General features: G+C 70.5%; 12 protein-coding genes. 7 read left to right on the top strand and 5 right to left on the bottom strand.

The window, feature by feature from the left end; all coding sequences use genetic code 11:
* Positions 1–129: 129 nt before the first annotated feature.
* From WS51_RS27185 to treY, 7 genes are read left to right on the top strand one after another with little or no spacing between them, the layout of a single operon-like run.
* Positions 130–3,522: a maltotransferase domain-containing protein gene (locus WS51_RS27185; protein WP_059452363.1), complete on the top strand. Its 3,393-nt coding sequence runs from the start codon at positions 130–132 to the stop codon at positions 3,520–3,522.
* Positions 3,522–6,941 carry a maltose alpha-D-glucosyltransferase gene (gene treS / locus WS51_RS27180; protein ID WP_059452362.1) on the top strand — a complete coding sequence of 1,140 codons (3,420 nt, stop codon included), beginning with the start codon at positions 3,522–3,524 and terminating at the stop codon, positions 6,939–6,941. Before WS51_RS27185 ends, treS begins: the two co-directional genes overlap by 1 nt.
* Entirely contained in the window at positions 6,938–9,139 is a 2,202-nt protein-coding gene (gene glgB, locus WS51_RS27175) for a 1,4-alpha-glucan branching protein GlgB (RefSeq protein WP_059452361.1), read from the top strand. Before treS ends, glgB begins: the two co-directional genes overlap by 4 nt.
* Positions 9,140–9,171: 32 nt before the next feature.
* The gene (gene glgX / locus WS51_RS27170) at positions 9,172–11,286 is read left to right on the top strand and encodes a glycogen debranching protein GlgX (protein ID WP_059452360.1); all 2,115 of its coding nucleotides are present in this window, start codon (positions 9,172–9,174) and stop codon (positions 11,284–11,286) included.
* A 9-nt stretch (positions 11,287–11,295) separates the two neighbouring features.
* Positions 11,296–13,167, top strand: coding sequence for a malto-oligosyltrehalose trehalohydrolase (treZ, locus tag WS51_RS27165; RefSeq protein ID WP_059452359.1), 1,872 nt, complete (start codon positions 11,296–11,298; stop codon positions 13,165–13,167).
* Positions 13,164–15,473: a 4-alpha-glucanotransferase gene (malQ, locus tag WS51_RS27160; RefSeq protein ID WP_069230105.1), complete on the top strand. Its 2,310-nt coding sequence runs from the start codon at positions 13,164–13,166 to the stop codon at positions 15,471–15,473. Before treZ ends, malQ begins: the two co-directional genes overlap by 4 nt.
* The gene (gene treY / locus WS51_RS27155) at positions 15,470–18,238 is read left to right on the top strand and encodes a malto-oligosyltrehalose synthase (protein ID WP_059452357.1); all 2,769 of its coding nucleotides are present in this window, start codon (positions 15,470–15,472) and stop codon (positions 18,236–18,238) included. Before malQ ends, treY begins: the two co-directional genes overlap by 4 nt.
* Before the next feature lie 65 nt (positions 18,239–18,303).
* Here treY and arsN2 read toward each other — a convergent pair whose 3' ends face one another.
* From arsN2 to WS51_RS27130, 5 genes are all read right to left on the bottom strand, one after another.
* Positions 18,304–18,732 carry an arsenic resistance N-acetyltransferase ArsN2 gene (gene arsN2, locus WS51_RS27150; protein WP_059452356.1) on the bottom strand — a complete coding sequence of 143 codons (429 nt, stop codon included), beginning with the start codon at positions 18,730–18,732 and terminating at the stop codon, positions 18,304–18,306.
* Between the two features lie 39 nt (positions 18,733–18,771).
* Complete coding sequence (arsH, locus tag WS51_RS27145; RefSeq protein ID WP_059452355.1) at positions 18,772–19,494, bottom strand: arsenical resistance protein ArsH; 723 nt, start codon at positions 19,492–19,494, stop codon at positions 18,772–18,774.
* Positions 19,491–20,585, bottom strand: a complete 1,095-nt coding sequence (gene arsB / locus WS51_RS27140) for an ACR3 family arsenite efflux transporter (protein WP_059452354.1) — start codon at positions 20,583–20,585, stop codon at positions 19,491–19,493. The genes arsH and arsB overlap by 4 nt, the downstream gene beginning before the upstream one ends.
* A gap of 66 nt (positions 20,586–20,651) precedes the next feature.
* Positions 20,652–21,146, bottom strand: a complete 495-nt coding sequence (locus WS51_RS27135; RefSeq protein WP_059452353.1) for an arsenate reductase ArsC — start codon at positions 21,144–21,146, stop codon at positions 20,652–20,654.
* Between the two features lie 15 nt (positions 21,147–21,161).
* Complete coding sequence (locus tag WS51_RS27130) at positions 21,162–21,497, bottom strand: ArsR/SmtB family transcription factor (protein WP_059452352.1); 336 nt, start codon at positions 21,495–21,497, stop codon at positions 21,162–21,164.
* Positions 21,498–21,579 lie beyond the last annotated feature (82 nt).

Here is a 21,579-nt window from a genome sequence, read left to right as displayed (position 1 = left end):
ATGTAAAAACGACAGAGGAATCGGCACCCTGCATCCGCACATCCATGGCCGCACGGGGCGCCGCGCCGCAGGCACGCAGGTTGCGGTGCACCCCCGTTACCGTTCGCCGCCGCCCGCCCACGCCATTCCATGAACGTCACGCCACCCTTCGCCCCACACCTCTATTTCTGCGATGCCCGCGTCGTCGGTCCGCTCGACGCGTGGCCGGACATGTTCGCGCACGTCGCGGGCATGGGCTTCGATCACGTGCTGATCGGCGGCTTCTGGGCCGCCAGCGTCGCGGGGTTCCCGCGCCACGTCGCCGACTTCCACCGGCCGGCCGCGACCTTCGCGACGCGCGCCGGTGCGCTCGAGACCTTCTCGCGGCTCGCGCAGCTCGCGCACGGCCACGGGCTGCGCGTGATGCTCGAAGTAATACCGGACCGCATCGCGCGCGAGAACCCGCTGCGTGCCGAACACCCCGGCTGGTATGTCGAGCGCTCGCACGACGACGCGCTGATCGATCCGCGCCGCGCCGCGCACGAACTCGACGTCGCGCATGCCCAGGTCGGCGAGGACGCCGCCCACGATGCACTCGGCGCATGGTGGGTCGCGCATCTCGCCGCGTTCGCGGACGCCGGCGCGACCGGCTTCCTGATCGACGCGCCACATCATCTGCCGGCCGCGTGGTGGCCGGGTTGGCGCGCGGCGCTGCGTCGTGCGCGCCCGGACGTCGCGGTGCTGGCCGGCGTACCGGGCCATGCGCGCGACGCACTCGCGCAATTCGAGGCGGCCGGCTTCGACGCCGTGTTCTCGTCGGTGCGCTGGTGGGATCTGCGTTCGCCGTGGTTCGCGGACGAACACCGGCTGCTGCGCCGCATCGGCTCGCCGATCGCGTTTCCCGACGCGTACGACGGCCCGCGCCTCGCCGACGACTGGAACGACGCGCCGGACGAGACGGTCGCCCGCGCGTACCGCCGCGCGTTGTGGACGGCCGCGGCGGTCGGCACCGGCTGGCTCGTGCCGATGGGTTTCGAGCGCGGCGTCACGCTGCCGCTGATGGCGCGCGATGCGGACGCGACGCGCTATCGCGCCGCGTTCGACGGTGCGCGCTTCGACCTGTCCGGCGCGATCGCCGACGCGAATGCGTGGCGCCGCGCGACGCCGCTCGCGGCAGAGCGCGGCGAAATCGTGCAACTGAGCGCCCCCGGCGCGGCCGCGACCGCGCTGCTGCGCGGCACGGGCCCGTCGCTCGAACACGACGACGCGGCACTCCTGATTGCGCTGAATCCCGATCTCGATGACGAAGCGACCGTCGACCCCGCCACGATCCTGCCCGGGGTGCCAGGCGCCTTCACGCACGTCGCGCCACCGGACGGCACGCCGCGCAACGCGCCCGTCGCGTTGCCGGCCTTCACGCTCGAACCCGGCGGTCATGCGCTGCTCGACGCACGGCGCGCGCCGCCCGCGACCGCGCGTGCCGATACCGCGCGCGAGCGGACCGCGCTGTCCGCCGCGCTCGCGGCCGACCGGATCGCGATCGAGCGCGTCGAGCCCGCGGTGGACGGCGGCCGCTTCGCGATCAAGCGCGTGATCGGCGAAACGCTGGTCGTGCACGCGTCGATCTTCTCGGACGGGCATGCGCATCTGTCGGCCGCGCTGCAATGGCGCGCGGACGACGAAAGCGACTGGCGCGAGGTGCCGTTCGTCGCGGAGCCGAACGACCGCTGGCACGCGCGCGTCGCGCTCGACCGGCTCGGACGCCATGCATTCCGCGTGATCGCGTGGCGCGATGACTGGGCATCGCTCGTCACCGACGTGGCGAAAAAGCGTGCGGCCGGCCAGGACGTGGCGCTGGAGGTGCGTGAGGCGCAACTGCTGCTCGCGACCGCGCTGAAGCGCGGCGAGCCGGCCGATCCGCGCGCGCGTGCCCGGATGGAACGGCTGGCGGCCGACTTCAACGATGCGTCGCCCGATGATCGCCTCGCGCTCATCGGCGCGCCCGAACTCGCGGACGCATTCGCGGCGCTGCGTTACCGGCCGTTCGTCACGCACGACGAAACGGTCTACCCCGTTGAAGTGGAACGCCGCGCGGCGCGCTTCTCGAGCTGGTACGAAATGTTCCCGCGCTCGGCAAGCAACGACGCGCGCCGGCACGGCACGTTCGACGACGTGATCGCGCAATTGCCGCGCATCCGCGACATGGGCTTCGACGTGCTGTATTTCCCGCCGATCCACCCGATCGGCACGACCGCGCGCAAGGGCCGCAACAACTCGCTGAAGGCCGGGCCGGACGACGTCGGCAGCCCGTACGCGATCGGCTCGGCCGACGGCGGCCACACGGCCGTGCATCCGCAACTCGGCACGCTCGCGTCGTTCCGCACGCTGGTCGATGCGGCGCGCGCGCACGGGCTCGAGATCGCGCTGGACTTCGCGATCCAGTGCTCGCCCGACCACCCGTGGCTCGCCGAGCATCCGGGCTGGTTCGCGTGGCGCCCCGACGGCTCGCTGCGCTTCGCGGAAAATCCGCCGAAGCGCTACCAGGACATCGTGAATCCCGATTTCTACGCGCCGGACGCGCTGCCCGACCTGTGGCTCGCGTTGCGCGATGCGGTGCTGTTCTGGGTCGACGCGGGCGTGCGGATCTTCCGCGTCGACAACCCGCACACGAAGCCGCTGCCGTTCTGGGCATGGATGATCGCCGACGTGCGCGGCAGGCATCCGGACGTCGTGTTCCTGTCGGAGGCGTTCACGCGGCCGGGCATGATGTACCGGCTCGCGAAGGTCGGCTTCTCGCAGTCGTACACGTACTTCACGTGGCGCGAGACGAAGCGCGAGTTCATCGACTACCTGACCGAGCTGACGGCCGGCCCGCCGCGCGAGTTCTTCCGGCCGAACTTCTTCGTGAACACGCCCGACATCAATCCGCGCCACCTGCAGAACGCGCCGCGCTCGCAGTTCGTGATCCGCGCGGCGCTCGCCGCGACGCTCGCCGGCTCGTGGGGCGTGTACTCGGGCTTCGAGATCGGCGAATCCGCGCCGCTGCCGGACAGCGAGGAATACGCCGACGCGGAGAAATACGAGCTGCGCGCGCGCGACTGGAGCAAGGCCGCGCACATCGGTACCGAAATCGCGCGGCTGAACCGCGCGCGGCGCGAGCATCCGGCATTGCAGACCCACCTCGGTCTCGCGTTCGCCGACGCCGACAACGACCAGGTCATCGTGTTCGTGAAGGCGACGCCCGCGTACGACAGCGTCGTCGCCGTCGCGATCAGCCTCGACCCGTGGCATCCGCAGGCCACCAACTTCACGCTCGACGCATCGCTGTGGCGCGGCCTCGGGCTGGTCGACGGCGAGCCGCTCGACGCGCTCGAACAGGATGCCGCGCATGCCGAAACCTGGCGCGGGCATCGCCAGTACGTATCGCTCGACCCGCACGTGCGGCCGTATGCGATCTGGCGGCTCGCGCCGTCTCCCGGCGCCGCGCGAGCGGCGGCGCCCGCGCCGGGCGATGCCCGGCATCCTTCAGGAGCACACGCCTGATGAATCGCGAAGACTCCCTCGACGACGTGCGCCGCGCGCAATTCCCGTCGCTCGCACCGGCCGGCACGCCGCGCCGGCGCCGTTCGCGGCGCCGCGCGCCCGCACTCTGCGCGGACGATCCGCTGTGGTACAAGGACGCGATCATCTACCAGGTGCACGTGAAGTCGTTCTACGACTCGAACAACGACGGGATCGGCGACTTCCCCGGCCTGATCATGAAGCTCGACTACATCGCCGAGCTCGGCGTCGACACGATCTGGCTGCTGCCGTTCTATCCGTCGCCGCGCCGCGACGACGGCTACGACATCGCCGACTACCGCGACGTGCATCCCGACTACGGCACGCTGGCCGACGTGCGGCGCTTCATCCGCGAAGCGCACGCGCGCGGGATCCGCGTGATCACCGAGCTGGTGATCAACCACACGTCGGACCAGCACCCGTGGTTCCAGCGCGCGCGGCGCGCGAAACCGGGCTCGATGTATCGCGACTATTACGTGTGGTCCGACACCGACACGAAATACGCGGGCACGCGGATCATCTTTCTCGATACCGAAACGTCGAACTGGACGCACGATCCGATCGCCGGCCAGTATTACTGGCACCGCTTCTACTCGCACCAGCCGGACCTGAACTTCGACAATCCGGCCGTCGTGCGCGAGGTGCTGCAGGTGATGCGCTTCTGGCTCGATCTCGGCATCGACGGGCTGCGGCTCGACGCGGTGCCGTATCTGGTCGAGCGCGAAGGTACCAACAACGAGAACCTGCCGGAGACGCACGCGATCCTGAAGCGCATCCGCGCGACGATCGACGCCGAGTATCCGAACCGGATGCTGCTCGCGGAAGCGAACCAGTGGCCGGAGGACGTGCAGGAATACTTCGGCCACGAGGACGAATGCCACATGGCGTTCCACTTCCCGCTGATGCCGCGCATCTACATGTCGATCGCGAGCGAGGACCGCTTCCCGATCGTCGACATCATGCGGCAGACCCCGGCGCTCGCGCCGAGCAACCAGTGGGCCGTGTTCCTGCGCAACCACGACGAGCTGACGCTCGAGATGGTGACCGACTCCGAGCGCGACCTGTTGTGGCAAACCTATGCGTCCGACCGGCGCGCGCGGCTCAACCTCGGCATCCGGCGCCGCCTCGCGCCGCTGATGGAGCGCGACCGGCGCCGCATCGAGCTGATCAACTCGCTGCTGCTGTCGATGCCCGGCACGCCGGTGATCTACTACGGCGACGAACTCGGCATGGGCGACAACATCCACCTCGGCGACCGCGACGGCGTGCGCACGCCGATGCAATGGTCGTCGGACCGCAACGGCGGCTTCTCGCGCGCGGACCCGGAACTGCTGGTGCTGCCGCCCGTGATGGGCTCGCTGTACGGCTACGACGCGGTCAACGTCGAGGCGCAGACGCGCGACCCGCATTCGCTGCTGAACTGGACGCGCCGCATCCTGGCGACGCGTCGCGCGACGCAGTCGTTCGGGCGCGGCACGATCCGCTTCCTGCGCCCCGAGAACCGCAAGGTGCTCGCCTACCTGCGCGAACTCGAAGGCCACGAGACGGTGCTGTGCGTCGCGAACCTGTCGCGCTCGTCGCAGGCGGTCGAACTCGACCTGTCCGAATTCGCGGGCCGCGTGCCGATCGAGATGACGTCGGACTCGCCGTTTCCGCCGATCGGGCAGCTCACTTACCTGCTCACTTTCCCGCCGTACGGATTCCTGTGGTTCGTGCTGTCCGAGCATGGCCGCGAGCCGTCGTGGCGGCAGCCGCACGCGGAGCCGCTGCCCGAGTACGTGACGATCGTGATGCGGCGCGGCGACGCGCGGCCGGATGTCGGGCAACTGCATGCGCTTGCGCACGATGCGCTCGCGTCGTGGCTCGCGCGGCGGCGCTGGTTCGCGTCGAAGGACCGCAAGATCGGCGATGCGTGGCTGAATGTCGTCACGCCGATACCTGACGAGCCGTTCCAGTACGCGGAGGCGTGGGTGTCCGCGAGCGACGGCCGCGTCGAGCGCTACGTCGTGCCGCTCGCCGCCGCGTGGGGCGGCGAGACGTCGCATCCGCTGTTCACCCAGCTCGCGCTCGCGCGCGTTCGGCGCGGCCACACGGTCGGTTACCTGACCGATGCATTCGCGCTGCCCGCATTCGCGCGCGGGATGCTGCGCAAGCTGCGCGACGGCGCGACGGTGCCGACCTCCGATGGCGGCCGCCTCGAGTTCCTGCCCGAGCAAGCACTCGCCGCGCTCGATCCCGGCGACGACGCCGAAGTGCGCTGGCTCGCCGCCGAACAGAGCAACAGCTCGCTCGTGATCGGCGACCAGATCGTGCTGAAGCTGGTGCGCAAGGTCGCGCACGGCGTCCATCCGGAAGCGGAGATGAGCCGCCACCTGACGCGGATCGGTTACGCGAACACCGCGACGCTCGCGGGCGAGGTCGTGCACGTCGATCCGGACGGCTCGCCGCATACGGTCGCGATCCTGCAGCGCTACGTCGACAACCAGGGCGACGCGTGGACGCGCTCGTTCGACTTCCTGAAACGCGCGGTCGACGAGCTCGCGCTGCCGGCCGTCGCCGACGGCGAAGCGGCCGAGCCCGACGAGGAGCCGGACGCGCTGCTCGGCTACGCGGCGTTCGCGGGCATCGTCGGCACGCGGCTCGGCCAGCTGCACGTGGCGCTCGCGCAGCCGTCCGACGACCCGGCGTTCACGCCGGAGCGCGCGACGCCCGAACACGTCGACGGCTGGACCGTCGATGCGATCGCGTCGTTCAGGCATGCACTCGACGTGCTTGCCACCCGCCTCGATGCGCTCGAAGCGCTCGATCCGGCGGCGCGTGCGGCCGCCGACACGCTGCTCGCGTCGCGTGACGCAGCCGTGCAGGCGCTCGGCGAGCTGGTGCCGCGCACGCTCGACGCGCAATGCACGCGGATTCACGGCGATTTCCATCTCGGCCAGGTGCTCGACGTGCAGGGCGATGCGCTGCTGATCGACTTCGAGGGCGAGCCCGCGCGCCCGCTCGAGCGGCGCCGCGCGAAGTCGCACCCGCTGCGCGACGTGGCCGGGTTCCTGCGCTCGCTGTCGTACGTGAGCGCGACCGCGCAATTCGCGATCGAAAAGGCGCCGCCGCAAGCGGCCGGCCGCAAGCGTGCGCTGTTCGACCGCTTCGGGCAGGCCGCCGCCGACCGCTTCGTCGAATGCTATCGCACGGCCGCCGACCAGGCGCCCGAACGCTTCGTCGACCCGCGCTACGCCGATCGCCTGCTCGCGCTGTTCCTGATCGACAAGGCGTCGTACGAGCTCTGCTACGAAGCGTCGAACCGGCCCGACTGGCTCGGCGTGCCGGTCAGCGGGCTCGCCGCGCTCGTCGAACGACTGCTGGATGCGAAACGCGCATCCGACCACGGAGGTACCCGATGACCGACACGCTGTTCGACCGCCGCGATATCGATGCGCTGCTCGCCGGCCGCCATCCGGACCCGTTCGCATGCCTCGGCCCGCATGCGGATGCCGGGCGGACCGTCGTGCGCGCACTGCTGCCCGGCGCGCGGCGCGTGCGCGCGGTCACGCCCGACGGCGACGAACTCGGCACGCTCGCGTGCGTCGACGATGCCGGCTGCTTCGCCGGGACGATCGCGCGCGACGGGCATTACCAGCTGGCGATCGACTGGCCCGGCGCGCGGCAGGTGACCGACGACGCGTATGCGTTCGGCACGCTGCTCGACGACGCCGCGCTGGCCCGCTTCGCGGCCGGCGACCCGGGCGCCGTGCTCGACTGCCTCGGCGCGACGCCCATCCGGATCGACGGCGTCGACGGCGTGCGGTTCGCCGTGTGGGCGCCGAATGCGCAGCGCGTGTCCGTGGTCGGCAATTTCAATAGCTGGGACGGCCGCCGTCATCCGATGCGGCTGCGGCGGCCCTGGGGCGTGTGGGAACTGTTCGTGCCGGGCATCGGCGCCGGCGAACACTACAAATACGAGCTGTGCGCGGCAGACGGCCGCGTGCTGCCGCACAAGGCCGACCCGTGCGCGCGCGCGACCGAAGCGCCGCCGCGCACCGCGTCCGTCGTCGCCGACACGGCCGCGCTCGACGGCTTCGCGTGGCACGACGACGGCTGGCTCCACGCGCGGCCGGATCCTGACCGGCGCTTTCGCGTCCCGTGGTCGATCTACGAGGTCCATCCGGAGTCGTGGCAGCGCGTGCCCGAGGAAATGGACCGCAGCGCAACCTGGGACGAGCTCGCGGAGCGGCTGATCCCGTACGTGCGCGGCATGGGCTTCACGCACGTGGAATTCATGCCGATTTCCGAGTATCCGTTCGGCGGCTCGTGGGGCTACCAGCCGCTCGCGCAATTTGCGCCGTCCGCGCGCTTCGGCCCGGTCGACGGCTTCGCGCGCTTCGTCGATCGCGCGCATGCGGCCGGCATCGGCGTGATCGTCGACTGGGTACCCGCGCACTTCCCCAACGATCCGCATGGTCTCGCGCAGTTCGACGGCACCGCGCTGTACGAGCACGCCGATCCGCGCGAAGGCATGCATCCCGACTGGAACACCTGCGTGTTCAACCTCGGCCGCAACGAGGTCGGCGCGTTCCTCATCGCGTCGGCGCTAGCGTGGGCGCGGCGCTATCACGTCGACGGAATCCGCGTCGACGCGGTCGCATCGATGCTGTACCGCGACTATTCGCGCAAGGAAGGCGAATGGGTGCCGAACGTGCATGGCGGGCGCGAGAATCTCGAAGCGGTCGCGTTCCTGCGCACGCTGAACGACACGCTGCATGGCGCGCTCGCGCCGGCGGGCGTCGTCACCTTCGCCGAGGAATCGACCGCGTGGCCGGGCGTCACCGCGTCGACCGGCGACGGCGGGCTCGGCTTCGACTTCAAGTGGAACATGGGCTGGATGCACGACACGCTCGCATATCTGCACGAGGACCCGATCCATCGCCGCTACCACCACGACCGGATGACGTTCGGGCTCGTCTATGCGTTCTCCGAACGATTCGTGCTGCCGCTGTCGCACGACGAGGTCGTGCACGGCAAGGGCTCGCTCGCCGCGAAGATGCCCGGCGACGCATGGCAGCGGCTCGCGACGCTGCGCGCGTACTTCGGTTTCATGTGGGCGCACCCCGGCAAGAAACTGCTGTTCATGGGCAGCGAATTCGCGCAATGGTCCGAGTTCGCGCACGACGCGACGCCGCATTGGGACCTGCTCGACGCGCCCGCGCATCGCGGCGTGCAACGGCTCGTGCGCGATCTCAACCGTGCGTACGCGGCCGAACCGGCGCTTTATGCGCTCGACTGCCATGCCGCCGGCTTCGCGTGGCTGATCGGCGACGATCGCGACAACAGCGTGTTCGCGTTCGCGCGCCGCGACGATACCGGACGCCTCGTCGTCGCGATCAGCAACTTCACGCCGGTGCCGCGCGCCGGCTATCGCATCGGGCTGCCCGCACCCGGCCAGTGGCGCGAACTGATGAACACCGATGCCGCCGTGTACGGCGGCACCAACGCCGGCAACGACGGCGCCGTGTGGGCGGAAGCCGTGCCCGCGCATGGCGAGTCGTGGTCGGCCGTATTGCGCCTGCCGCCGCTGGCGACGTTATGGCTGAGTCCGGCTTGACACCCGGCGCCCTCGACACGGAGACCCTCCCCATGCCGACCGCCCTGCCACCCCGACTCGATCCCGGCCGCCCCTATCCACTCGGCGCGACCTGGGACGGTCTCGGCACCAACTTCGCGGTGTTTTCCGCGCATGCGCACCGCATCCAGCTGTGCGTGTTCGACCCGACCGGACGCAAGGAACTTGCGCGGCTCGACCTGCCCGAATGCACCGACGAGGTGTGGCACGGCTACCTGCCGAACGCGCATCCGGGCACCGTGTACGGCTTTCGCGCGGACGGACCGTACCAGCCGCAGCACGGCCACCGCTTCAATCCGACCAAGCTGCTGCTCGATCCGTACGCGCGCAAGCTGGTCGGTCATTTCCGCTGGTCGGACGCGCTGTTCGGCTATCGCGTGCACTCGAACCGCGCGGACCTGTCGATGGACCGCCGCGACTCGGCGCCCGCGATGCCGAAGGCCGTGGTCGTCGACGAGGCATTCGACTGGCGCACCGACCGGCGCCCGGACGTCCCGTGGCGCAGCACCGTGATCTACGAGACCCACGTGCGCGGCGCGTCGATGCGCCGCCCCGGGCTGCGCGCGCCGGAGCGCGGCACCTTCGCGTCGCTCGCGCATCCGGCGTTCATCGATCACCTGCTGTCGATCGGCGTGACGACCGTCGAGCTGCTGCCCGTGCACGCGTTCCTGCAACAGCGCGCGCTCGTGAATCGCGGGCTGCGCAACTACTGGGGCTACGACACGGCCGCATTCTTCGCGCCCGAGCCGTCGTATCTGTCGACGCGGCGGCTCGACGAAATGCGCATCGCGATCCGGCAGTTGCACGCGGCCGGCATCGAGGTCGTGCTCGACGTCGTCTACAACCACACGTGCGAAGGCAACGAGCTTGGCCCGACGCTGTCGTGGCGCGGCCTCGACAACGCGAGCTACTACCGGCTGCGGCCCGACGACCCGCGTTATCACGTCGACGAGACCGGCTGCGGCAACACGCTTAACATGTCGCATCCGCGCGTCGTGCAGATGGTGATGGACTCGCTGCGCTACTGGGCCACCGCGTTCAATATCGACGGCTTCCGTTTCGATCTCGGCGTGACGCTGGGCCGCGAGGATCACGGCTTCGAGCCGGGCGCCGGTTTTTTCGACGCACTGCGGCAGGACCCGGTGCTCGCGCAGCGCAAGCTGATCACCGAGCCGTGGGATCTCGGGCCGGGCGGCTATCAGCTCGGCCGCCACCCGCCCGGCTTCGCCGAATGGAACGACCGCTTTCGCGACACGGTGCGGCGCTTCTGGCGCGGCGATGCGGGGCAGCGCCCGGAGCTCGCCGCGCGCCTCGCGGGCTCCGCTGACCTGTTCAACCATCAACGGCGCCGCACGTGGGCGTCGGTGAACTTCATCACTGCGCACGACGGCTTCACGCTCGCCGATGTCGTGTCGTATGCGCACAAGCACAACGACGCGAACGGCGAGGACAACCGCGACGGCCGCGACGACAACTGCAGCGCGAACTGGGGCGTCGAAGGCGCCACCGACGACGCGTCGATCCGCGACCTGCGCGCGCGGGTCGCGCGCTCGATGCTCGCGACGTTGTTTACCGCGCTCGGCACGCCGATGATCGTCGCCGGCGACGAATTCGGCCGCACGCAGCACGGCAACAACAACGCGTATTGCCAGGACAACGAACTGTCGTGGCTCGACTGGGAGCTTGCGCACAGCGACGAAGGCGTGCAGATGACGCGCTTCGTGTCGCGGCTCGCCGCGATGCGGCGCATGTATCCGGTGATGTCCGCGCCGCAATATCCGTCGGGCGACCGCGATGGCGCCCCCGGCATGCACGAGATCGACTGGTTCGACGAACACGGCGACGCGCTCAGCGTGCCGGCGTGGGAGGACGGCGAGCGCCGCGCGCTGACGATGCGCCGTGTCGGCACGGGCCGCACCGGGCGCACCGAGGCGTTGCTCGTGATGCTGAACGCGTCGACCGAGGCCATCACGTTCAGGCCGCCCGCGCCGGTGCTCGACTACCGCGTGCTGCTCGACACCGCGACACCCGATGCCGGCCCGCGCTCATGGCCGGAGGCCGGCCTCGACGTCGCCGCGCACGCCGCCGTGATCGCGGTCGCGGCCGTGCCGCCCGACCAGCCCTCGTGAGGAGCCACCATGACGTCACGCACCGCTCATTCTTCCGGCACACCGGCGTTCGTGCCGACATTCGGCGCGACCTGTATCGACGCGTCGCACACGCGCTTTCGCCTGTGGGCGCCCGCGAGCCGCACGGCCGCGGTCGAACTGCACGGCGAGCAGCGCATCGCGATGCCGGCCGCCGGCGACGGATGGTTCGAGGTCGTCGCGCCATACGGCCCCGGCACGCTGTACCGCTTCCTGCTCGACGACGGTCTTGCCGTGCCCGATCCCGCGTCGCGCTTTCAGCCGGACGGCGTGCACGGCCCGAGCCAGGTGGTCGATCCGGCCGCGTACCGCTGGCGCAACGACGCGTGGCGCGGCCGGCCGTGGCACGAGACGGTGCTGTATGAACTGCACGTCGGCGCGTGCGGCGGCTATGCGAACGTCCAGCGGCGCCTGCCGGAGATCGCCGCGCTCGGCGTGACCGCGGTCGAGCTGATGCCGGTCAACGCGTTCCCCGGTACGCGCAACTGGGGCTACGACGGCGTACTGCCGTTCGCGCCCGATGCGTCGTACGGACGCCCCGAGGAACTGAAGGCACTCGTCGACGCCGCGCACGGGCTCGGTCTCCAGATGTTCGTCGACGTCGTGTACAACCATTTCGGCCCCGAAGGCAACCTACTGCCGCGCTATGCGCCGGAATTCTTCCGCGCCGACCGGCAGACCGCATGGGGGCCCGCGATCGACTTCTCGCGCGCGCAGACGAGTGCGTTCTTCCTCGACAATGCGCTGTACTGGCTCGACGAATTCCGTTTCGACGGTCTGCGCATCGACGCCGCGCATGCGATCGACGACGATGCATGGCTGCGCGAACTTGCGCGACGCGTGCATGCGTATGCGGGCGAAGCGCGCCACGTGCACCTGGTGCTCGAGAACGAACGCAACGCGGCGAGCCTGCTCGAGCCCGGCGGCTTCGACGCGCAGTGGAACGACGATTTTCACAACAGCGCGCACGTGCTGCTGACCGGCGAGCGCGACGGCTACTATCGCGCGTACGCCGATGCACCGCTGCGCCACCTGGCGCGCACCCTGGGCGAAGGATTCGCGTACCAGGGCGAGCCGTCGCCGCTGCACGACGGTGCGCCGCGCGGCGAGCCGAGCGCGCACCTGCCGCCGACGGCGTTCGTCACGTTCCTGCAGAACCACGACCAGATCGGCAACCGCGCATTCGGCGAACGGCTGCGCGCGCTAGCAAACGACGATGCGCTGCGCGCGGCCACCGCGCTGATGCTGCTCGCGCCGCAGATACCGCTGCTGTTCATGGGCGAGGAAGACGGCAGCACGCAGCCGTTCCAGTTCTTCACCGACTATCGCGGCGAACTCGCCGACGCCGTGCGCGAAGGCCGGCGCCGCGAATTCGCCGCGTTTCCCGCGTTCGCCGACCCCGCCCATCGCGACGCGATTCCCGATCCGAACGACGTCGGCACCTTCGTGCGCTCGTCGCCCGGCCATGCGGGCGAGGACGCGTGGCCCGACGCCGACTCGTGGCGGCGCTTCTATCGCAGCGCGCTGACCGTGCGCGCGGCGCTCGTGACGCCGCATCTGCCGGGTGCCCGCGCACTCGGCGTCGAGCTGCTGGCCGGCAACGGCGACGACGCCCCGGACGCGCTCGTCGCACGCTGGCGGCTCGGCGACGGCAGCACGCTGTCGATCGCGTTCAATCCCGGCTCGCACGATGCGATGCTGCCCGCGCTGCCGGTCGGCAAGATCGTGTTCGAGACGCCGCCGCGCGCCCGCGACCGGCTGGCCGACGGGCGGCTGCCCGCGCGGACCTGCATCGCGTGGCGCGACGGCGCGGTCAACCACGATGCGCTGAGCCATCGCGCGAACGGGCATACGCGGCCATGACGACCGACGTTTCCATCGCAGCACTCGCGCGTGCGGCCGGGCTGGAGCCCGACTGGATCGATGCCGGCGGCGTCGCCCGGCGCGTGGACGACGACGCGCTGTTCGCACTCGTCGACGCGCTCGGCTGGCCGTGCGGCACGCCGATCGAGCGGGTCGACAGCGCGGCCGCGCTGGTCGAAGCGCACGACGCGACGCCGCGTGTCGTGACCGGCGACGCGGGCGTGCCGCTCACGCTGCCGCGCGGCGTCGCATCGCCCGGCACGCGCTTCCGGATCACGCTCGAGACGGGCGGCCACGTCGACGGGCGCGTGACCGGCGCGGGCGAGCACGGCACGCTGCCGCCGCTCGCGGTGCCGGGCCATCACGCGCTCGATATCGGCGAGCAGCGGATCGGGCTTGCGATCGCGCCGCCGCGTGCGCGGCCGTTCGACGGCAGCGACGACGCACGGCGCCACTGGGGCATCGCGGCCCAGATTTACAGCCTGCGCCGCCCGGGCGACGACGGCGCGGGCGACTATACGGCGCTCGCCGACCTCGCCACGCGCGCGGCGCGGCACGGCGCGCAGGCGGTCGCGATCAGTCCGACGCATGCCGGGTATCCGGCGCTGCCCGAACACGACAGCCCGTATTCGCCGTCGTCGCGGCGCTGGCACAACATCGCGTATCTCGACTGCGACGCGGTGCCGGGGGCCGATATCGTGCGGCGAACGCACGGTGCGGCGTCAGGCATGCCTGACGCAGGCGACGCGTCGCTGATCGACTGGCCGCACGCACTGCCGCTGAAACTGCGCCGGTTGCGCGCGTGCTTCGATGCGTGGCGCGCGAACGGGGAGCCGTCGCGTGATGCGTTCGAGCGATTCCGCGCGGCGGGCGGTGCGGCACTCGACGCGCATGCGCGCTTCGACGCGTTGCAGGCGTTCTGCATCGAACACGGGATCGGCGCGGACTGGCGGCAATGGCCGGCGCAATGGCGAATACCGGCGTCGCCCGAGGTCGACGCGTTCGCTCACGCGCATGCCGAGTCGATCGCGTTCCATACGTTCCTGCAATGGTGTGCGTCGGACGCGCTCGGCCACGCACAGCGCGCGGCGCGCGATGCGGGGATGGCGGTCGGACTGATCGCCGATCTCGCGGTCGGCTCCGATCGCGCGGGCAGCGATGCGTGGGCGAACGGCACGACGTTGCTGCGCGGCGTGTCGGTCGGCGCGCCGCCCGACCTGTTCAACGCCGACGGCCAGGCATGGGGCGTCACGACGTGGACGCCCGCCGCGCTGCGCGCGAACGGCTTCGCGCCGTTCATCGAGCTGTTGCGCGCGGCCTTCGCGCATGCGGGCGGAATCCGCATCGATCACGTGCTCGGGTTCGCGCGCATGTGGATCGTGCCGGAAGGCCGGTCGCCGCGCGACGGCGCGTACCTGCGCTATCCGCTCGACGATCTCGTGCGGCTGGTCGCGCTGGAGGCCGCACGGCATCGCGCGGTCGCGATCGGCGAGGATCTCGGCACGGTGCCGGCGGGTTTTCGCGAGCGGCTCGGCGCGCAGGGTATCGCGGGCATGCGCGTGCTGTGGTTCGAACGTGAAGCCGATCGCGCGTTTCGGTCGCCGTCGGCGTGGGATCGCGACGCGATCGCGATGACGTCGACGCATGATCTGCCGACGGTTGCCGGCTGGTGGCGCGGTGTCGATCTCGATTGGCGGCGGGCAGCGGCCGGAGCCGGCGCGGAAGTGGATGTGGATGTGGATGCCGATGCCGATGCGTGCGAGCCCACGCGCGCGGTCGATCGAAGCCACCCGCCGCGGCCTGCCGCGCGAGCCCGCGATGCCGGCGACGACATCGGTCGCGCCGCCGCCGCACACGGCTCGAATCACGATGAACGGAACGATCCGGTCATGCGTGACGATGCACCGGCCGCGCATCACGGCCACGACCCGCGCTCCGCGCAGAAAACGCCCGCTCCCGACGTCACGGCCGCCCGGACCGAACGCGCCACCGAACGCGCGATGCTCTGGCGCGCGTTGCAGCGCGCGGGCTGCGCACCGGCGGGCGCTCCGGTCCCGCCCGCCGATGCGCCGCCCGTCGGCGCCGTTCTCGCGTACGTTGCGCGCAGCCCGTCGCCGCTCACGATCGTGCCGCTCGAGGATCTGCTCGCACTCGCGGAACAGCCGAACCTGCCGGGCCCGCCATGCGGCCATCCGAACTGGCGGCGCCGGCTGCCGCGCGCGGTCGACGCGCTGTTCGATGCAGACGTGCGCACGCGCATCGCGGAGATCGAGCGCGCACGCCACGCCCCGGAGGATCACGAATGACGCCGCGCGCGACGCTGCGACTGCAACTGCACGCCGGCTTCACGTTCGACGACGCGGCCGCGCACGCGGACTATTTCGCGCGGCTCGGCGTGAGCCATCTGTACCTGTCGCCGGTCACGACGGCCGAGCCCGGCTCGACGCACGGCTACGACACCGTCGACCATCGCGCGATCAGCGCCGAACTCGGCGGCGAAGCCGGCTTTCGCCGCCTCGTCGATGCGCTGCGTGCGCGCGGCCTCGGCGTGATCGTCGATATCGTGCCGAACCACATGGGCGTCGGCGGCGCGTCGAACGACTGGTGGAACGACGTGCTCGAATGGGGGCCGGCGAGCCCGTACGCACGCTACTTCGACATCGACTGGCATCCGCCCGACCCGGCGCTCGCCGGCAAGGTACTGCTGCCGTGCCTCGGCGCGCCGTACGGCGACGCGCTCGCGGCCGGCGACATCACGCTCGGCGCCGATCCGTCGACCGGGCGCTTCTTCATCGCATGCCCGGGCAGGAGGCTGCCGGTCGCCGTCGCGACCCATGCGGACATCCTGCGCATCGCGAATCGCGCCGACCTGAACGCGCTCGCCGAACGCTTCGACGCCGCGTCGGGGCGCGGCAGCGCACGTGTCGCGGACGCGCGCAACGCGTTGCGCGACTACGCCGCAGCGCAGGGCCCTCATGCGTTCGACGCGATTTTGCGTGGCGCCGATCCGCGCCGCGCGCGTTCGCGCGCCTGCCTTCACCGGCTGCTGGAGCGCCAGCACTACCGGCTTGCATGGTGGCGCACGGCCGCCGACGAACTGAACTGGCGGCGTTTCTTCGACATCGCGACGCTCGCGGCCGTGCGCGTCGAGGACGAAGCGGTGTTCGACGCGGTGCACGCGCTGCCATTGGAACTTCATGCGGCGGGCTTGATCGACGGCCTGCGCGTCGATCACGTCGACGGCCTCGCCGACCCGCGCGCGTATTGCCGGCGCCTGCATGCGCGGCTCGCCGCGCAGCGCGACGAGCGGCCGTACGTCGTCGTCGAGAAGATCCTGGCGCCGGGCGAGACGCTGCGCGAGGACTGGCGCGTCGACGGCACGACGGGCTACGACTTCATGAACGACGTCGCAGCGCTGCTGCATGACCCGGCCGGCGCCGCGCCGCTTGCCGCGCACTGGGCAGCCGTGTCCGGCTCGGCGCGCTCGTTCGCCGAGGAAGCGGTGGCCGGCAAGCGGCGCGTGCTGATGCGGCAGCTTGCCGGCGAGCACGAACGCGTCGCACGGGCGCTGCACCGCATCGCGCGCGCCGCGCCCGCGACGCGCGACATCAGCCGGATTGCGATCCATCGGGTGCTGGGCGAGCTCGCCGTGCATCTGCCCGTGTACCGGATGTACCCGACACCGGGCGACGAGCCGGCCGACACCGATCGTCGCGTGCTGACGCGTGCGTACGACGCGGCGTGCGCGGCGATCGATCCGTCCGACCGCTACGCGCTTGATCGCGTCGCCGGCTGGCTCGGGCTGCCCGGCACGCGCGTGCCGCGCGCCGATGTCGCGGCGCTGCACGCGGCGCGCGTCGCGTTCGCGCAGCTCACCGCGCCGCTTGCCGCAAAAGGCGTCGAGGACACGGCCAACTATCGCTACGGACGGCTGCTGTCGCGCAACGAGGTCGGCGCCGATGCCGGCGATTTCAGCCTGTCGCGCGGCGCGTTCCATGCACGCAACCGGCGGCGCGCGCGCACCGTTCCGCACACGCTGATCGCAACCGCGACGCACGATCACAAGCGCGGCGAGGATGCGCGCGCGCGGCTCGCGGTGCTGAGCGAAGTGCCGGACCTCTGGCGCGCGGTGTCGCTCGACTGGTCGGCGTTGAACCAGCCCCGGCGCGGCGGCGCGCAGCGCGATCTCGCGTGGACGCCGGGGCCTTGCGCGGAGGCGATGCTGTACCAGACGCTGGTCGGCTGCTGGCCGCCGGGGCTCGCGCCGGACGATGCGGCCGGACTCGCGGCGCTCGCCGAGCGTGTGGTGCGCTGGCAGACCAAGGCGCTGCGCGAGGCGAAACGCCATACGGACTGGCTCGCGCCGAACGCGGACTACGAGCGCGCGTGCGAGGCGTTCGTCCGCGCGATCCTGACGCCGCACGGCACGGGCGATTTCGTGCATCGACTGCATGCGTTCGTCGCGCGGATCGCGCCGGCCGGCGTCGTCAACAGTCTCGCGCAGGCGGCGTTGCGGATGGCGTCGCCGGGCGTCCCGGACCTGTATCAAGGTACCGAGTCATGGGATCACTCGCTCGTCGATCCGGACAACCGGCGCGACGTGCCGTTCGCGGAACTGGCGGCCGAGTGGGTCGACGAGCCGGTTGCCGCGTACCTGCGCGACTGGCCCGATGCGCGCGTGAAGCGCGCGCTCGTCGAGCGGATGCTCGCGGCGCGCGCGCGCTGGCCGGCGACGTTCGCGGATGGCGCGTACCTGCCGCTGCGCGTGCGCGGAAAACTCGGGCGGCATGCCGTGGCGTTCGCGCGCCGCGACGAAACGGTGACGGTCGTGGTCGTGGTGACGCGGCTCGCATGCCGGCTGCTCGGCGAAGCGCCCGAGCTGCCGCGCGTGGAACCACGGGAATGGGGCGATACGGCCGTGATCGTGCCGCGCGGCGCCGGCGAGCGGTGGATCGACTGCCTCGGCGACGGAAGCGAACTCGCGGCGACGGACGGCGTGATTCGGCTCGATCGTTGTCTGGCCGCGTTGCCGGTTGCGGTGCTGGTGTCCGCCGATACGAAGGGCCCGTGACCGGTTAGACGCGAACGCGGCCAGCGCGCCGAGGTACCCTTCTCATCGCGTTCCGGCCTGTCCGCTCAACATGCCAGCAACATTGCGGTGGCCGTGTCCGGACATACGCGTTGAAACTGGCTGGACGCCAGCAGTGGGCGCGGTACATCGTCGCGGGCGACGCGCACGAATCCGAAACCGGCGAAATAATCCTCCGCGGTCGTCGTCAGCAAGCCGATCGAATGGACTTGCCGCGCGCGGCAAGTCGCGATCAGCCGCGCAACGATCGCGCGGCCGACGCCGTGACCTCGCGCGGCCGGTGCGACGGCAATCGACCGGAGCAGCGCGAAGTCCCCGTGGTATTCGAGACCGCCGCATCCGCTCAAGCCTTGCGGATCGGCCTGCACGACGAAGTGCTGCAGATACTCGGCGACACCCTCGACAGGCAGGTTCGACGCGCGAAGCAATGCGTCGATCGCGGCCAGGTCGGATGACGCGGCAGGGCGAAGTTGCATGACATCGACTCCCGATTGGACGAGCGATACGCGTACGGTTCAGATCGCCCGCTGATTCACCCGCTTCGACAATTCCTCCGCACTCTCCTTGCGCTCGCTGTACCGGTCGACCAGATACGGACCAACGTCGCGCGTCAGCAGCGTGAATTTCACCAGCTCCTCCATCACGTCGACGACGCGATCGAAATAGGCCGACGGCTTCATCCGCCCTGCTTCGTCGAATTCCATGAACGCCTTGGCCACCGACGACTGGTTCGGGATCGTCAGCATGCGCATCCAGCGCCCGAGCACGCGCATCTGGTTCACCGCGTTGAACGACTGCGAGCCGCCGCTGACCTGCATCACCGCGAGCGTCTTGCCCTGCGTCGGCCGCACGGCGCCGACCGACAGCGGAATCCAGTCGATCTGCGATTTCATGATGCCGGTCATCGCGCCGTGTCGTTCCGGCGAGCACCACACCATGCCTTCCGACCATAGCACCAATTCGCGCAGCTCGACGACCTTCGGATGGCTTTCCGGCGCATCGTCGGGCAACGGCAGGCCGCTCGGATTGAACACGCGCACCTCGGCCCCCATCGCCGTGAGCAGGCGCGCGGCCTCCTCCACCAGCAGGCGGCTGAACGAGCGCTCGCGCAGCGAACCGTACAGCAGCAGAAAACGCGGCGCGTGAGTGGAAGGCGATGCCGGCCGCAAGCGGCTCGCGTCCGGCACGCGGAAGAGTTCGGGCGCGAGTTGCGGCAGGTCGGACAATCGGTCGGTCATGAATGGATTCCGGGGTTGGCTCGAGCGCGCTCGTACCAGCCCTTCGACCGGTTCACGATGCGCACCACCAGCAGCATGACCGGCACCTCGATCAGCACGCCGACGACGGTCGCGAGCGCCGCGCCGGAATGAAAACCGAACAGGCTGATCGCGGCCGCGACGGCAAGCTCGAAGAAATTGGATGCGCCGATCAGCGCGGACGGGCACGCGACGTCGTGCTTCTCGCCCACCGCGCGGTTGAGCCAGTATGCGAGCGCCGCGTTGAAGAACACTTGGATCAGGATTGGCACCGCGAGCAGCGCGATCACCAGCGGCTGCTTCAGGATCGCCGCGCCCTGGAACGCGAACAGCAGCACCAGCGTCGCGAGCAGCGCGGCGATCGACCACGGGCCGACCCTCGCCATCGCCGCATCGAACGCCGCCTGCCCGCCGCGCAGCAGCCGCTTGCGCCAGAACTGCGCGAGGATCACCGGAATGACGATGTAGAGCAGCACCGACGTGAGCAACGTCGCCCACGGCACGGTGATCGCGGACATCCCGAGCAGCAGCCCGACCAGCGGCGCGAATGCGATCACCATGATGCTGTCGTTCAGCGCGACTTGCGACAGCGTGAACAGCGGATCGCCGCCCGTGAGCCGGCTCCATACGAATACCATCGCCGTGCACGGCGCGGCAGCCAGCAGGATCAGGCCGGCGACGTAGCTGTCGAGCTGGTCGGCCGGCAGCATCGGCGCGAACAGCTGGCGGATGAACAACCAGCCGAGAAAGGCCATCGAGAACGGCTTGACGAGCCAGTTCACGACGAGCGTGACGCCGATCCCCTTCACATGCTGCCGCACTTCGTGCAACGCGTCGAAGTCGACCTTCACCAGCATCGGGATGATCATCACCCAGATCAGCACGCCGACCGGCAGGTTCACCTGCGCGTACTCGATGCGGCCGATCCGCTGGAACACGTCGGGCAGCACCTGGCCGAGCGCGATGCCGGCGACGATGCAAAGCGCGACCCAGACCGTCAGGTAGCGTTCGAAGAAATTGATCGCCGGCTTCGCAGCGGCGTCGCAAGGCGGGACGGTGTTGGACGTATTCATCGGACAGGTTCGATACCGAAAAAGCGCAAGCGGTGCACGGTTCGCGCCGTGCGCCGGCGCGGACGCTCAGTTTCGCGAGATGGCGATCAACGCGGCCTGCAGTTCGGCGTCGTTCAAGCGCTCGAGCGGCAACGCCAGCAGTTGCAGCATCCGGTAGCCGATCGCCTCGCGCGTCAGCTCGAACGCGAGGCGCTTGCCGGCGTCGCCGCCCTCGGCGTTCGACGGATCGGCGTAGCCCCAATGCACGTTCACCGGACTGCCGGGCCAGTACGGGCACGCCTCGGCGGCCGCGCTGTCGCAGACCGTGATGACGATGCGCATGCGCGGCGCGCCGTCGCCGACGAACTCGTCCCAGCTCTTGCTGCGGTATCCGGCGACGTCGACGCCCGCGCGCGTGAGCGCATCGAGCGCGAACGGATTGAGCCGGCCGCTCGGCGCGCTTCCGGCGCTGTACGCGCGCACGTCGCGGCCGAGTTTCGCGGCCCAGTGATTGAGCATGCCCTCCGCGAGCACGCTGCGCGCGGAGTTGTGGGTGCAGAGGATCAGGACGTTGGTGGTCATCGGCGGGTGCTTTGCTTACGTTTGGTCGGCGCAGGCGGTCGAACAGGCGGAGACCGGCGCGCACGGATTGCCGCCGCAGCAGTTTTCGGTGAGGTAGCCGATCAGCCCGTTCATCGTCGCGAAGTTCGCGCAATAGATCACGAAGCGGCCCTCCTGGCGGCTCGTGACGAGCTGCGCGTGGGCCAGTTCCTTCAGATGAAACGACAGCGACGACGGCGGCACGTCGAGCAGCGTCGCGATTTGCCCGGCGGGCAGGCCCGACGGGCCGGCCTGCACGAGCGCGCGGAATACGGCGAGGCGAGATTCGTGCGCGAGGGCCGACAGCGCGGCGATGGTCTGGTTCGTTTCCATTTTTCGATATTACTCGAAATATGGAAACGATAAAACAGGACGCTCGCGGCGTGCACCCGTCGATTCGTTCGCGACAGGAAAT

This window comes from Burkholderia territorii, assembly GCF_001718335.1.
In the GTDB taxonomy this organism is placed as follows: Bacteria; Pseudomonadota; Gammaproteobacteria; order Burkholderiales; family Burkholderiaceae; genus Burkholderia; species Burkholderia territorii.
The sequence above is the reverse complement of the archived record's forward strand: the minus strand, read 5'-3'. Positions and strand labels throughout refer to the sequence as shown.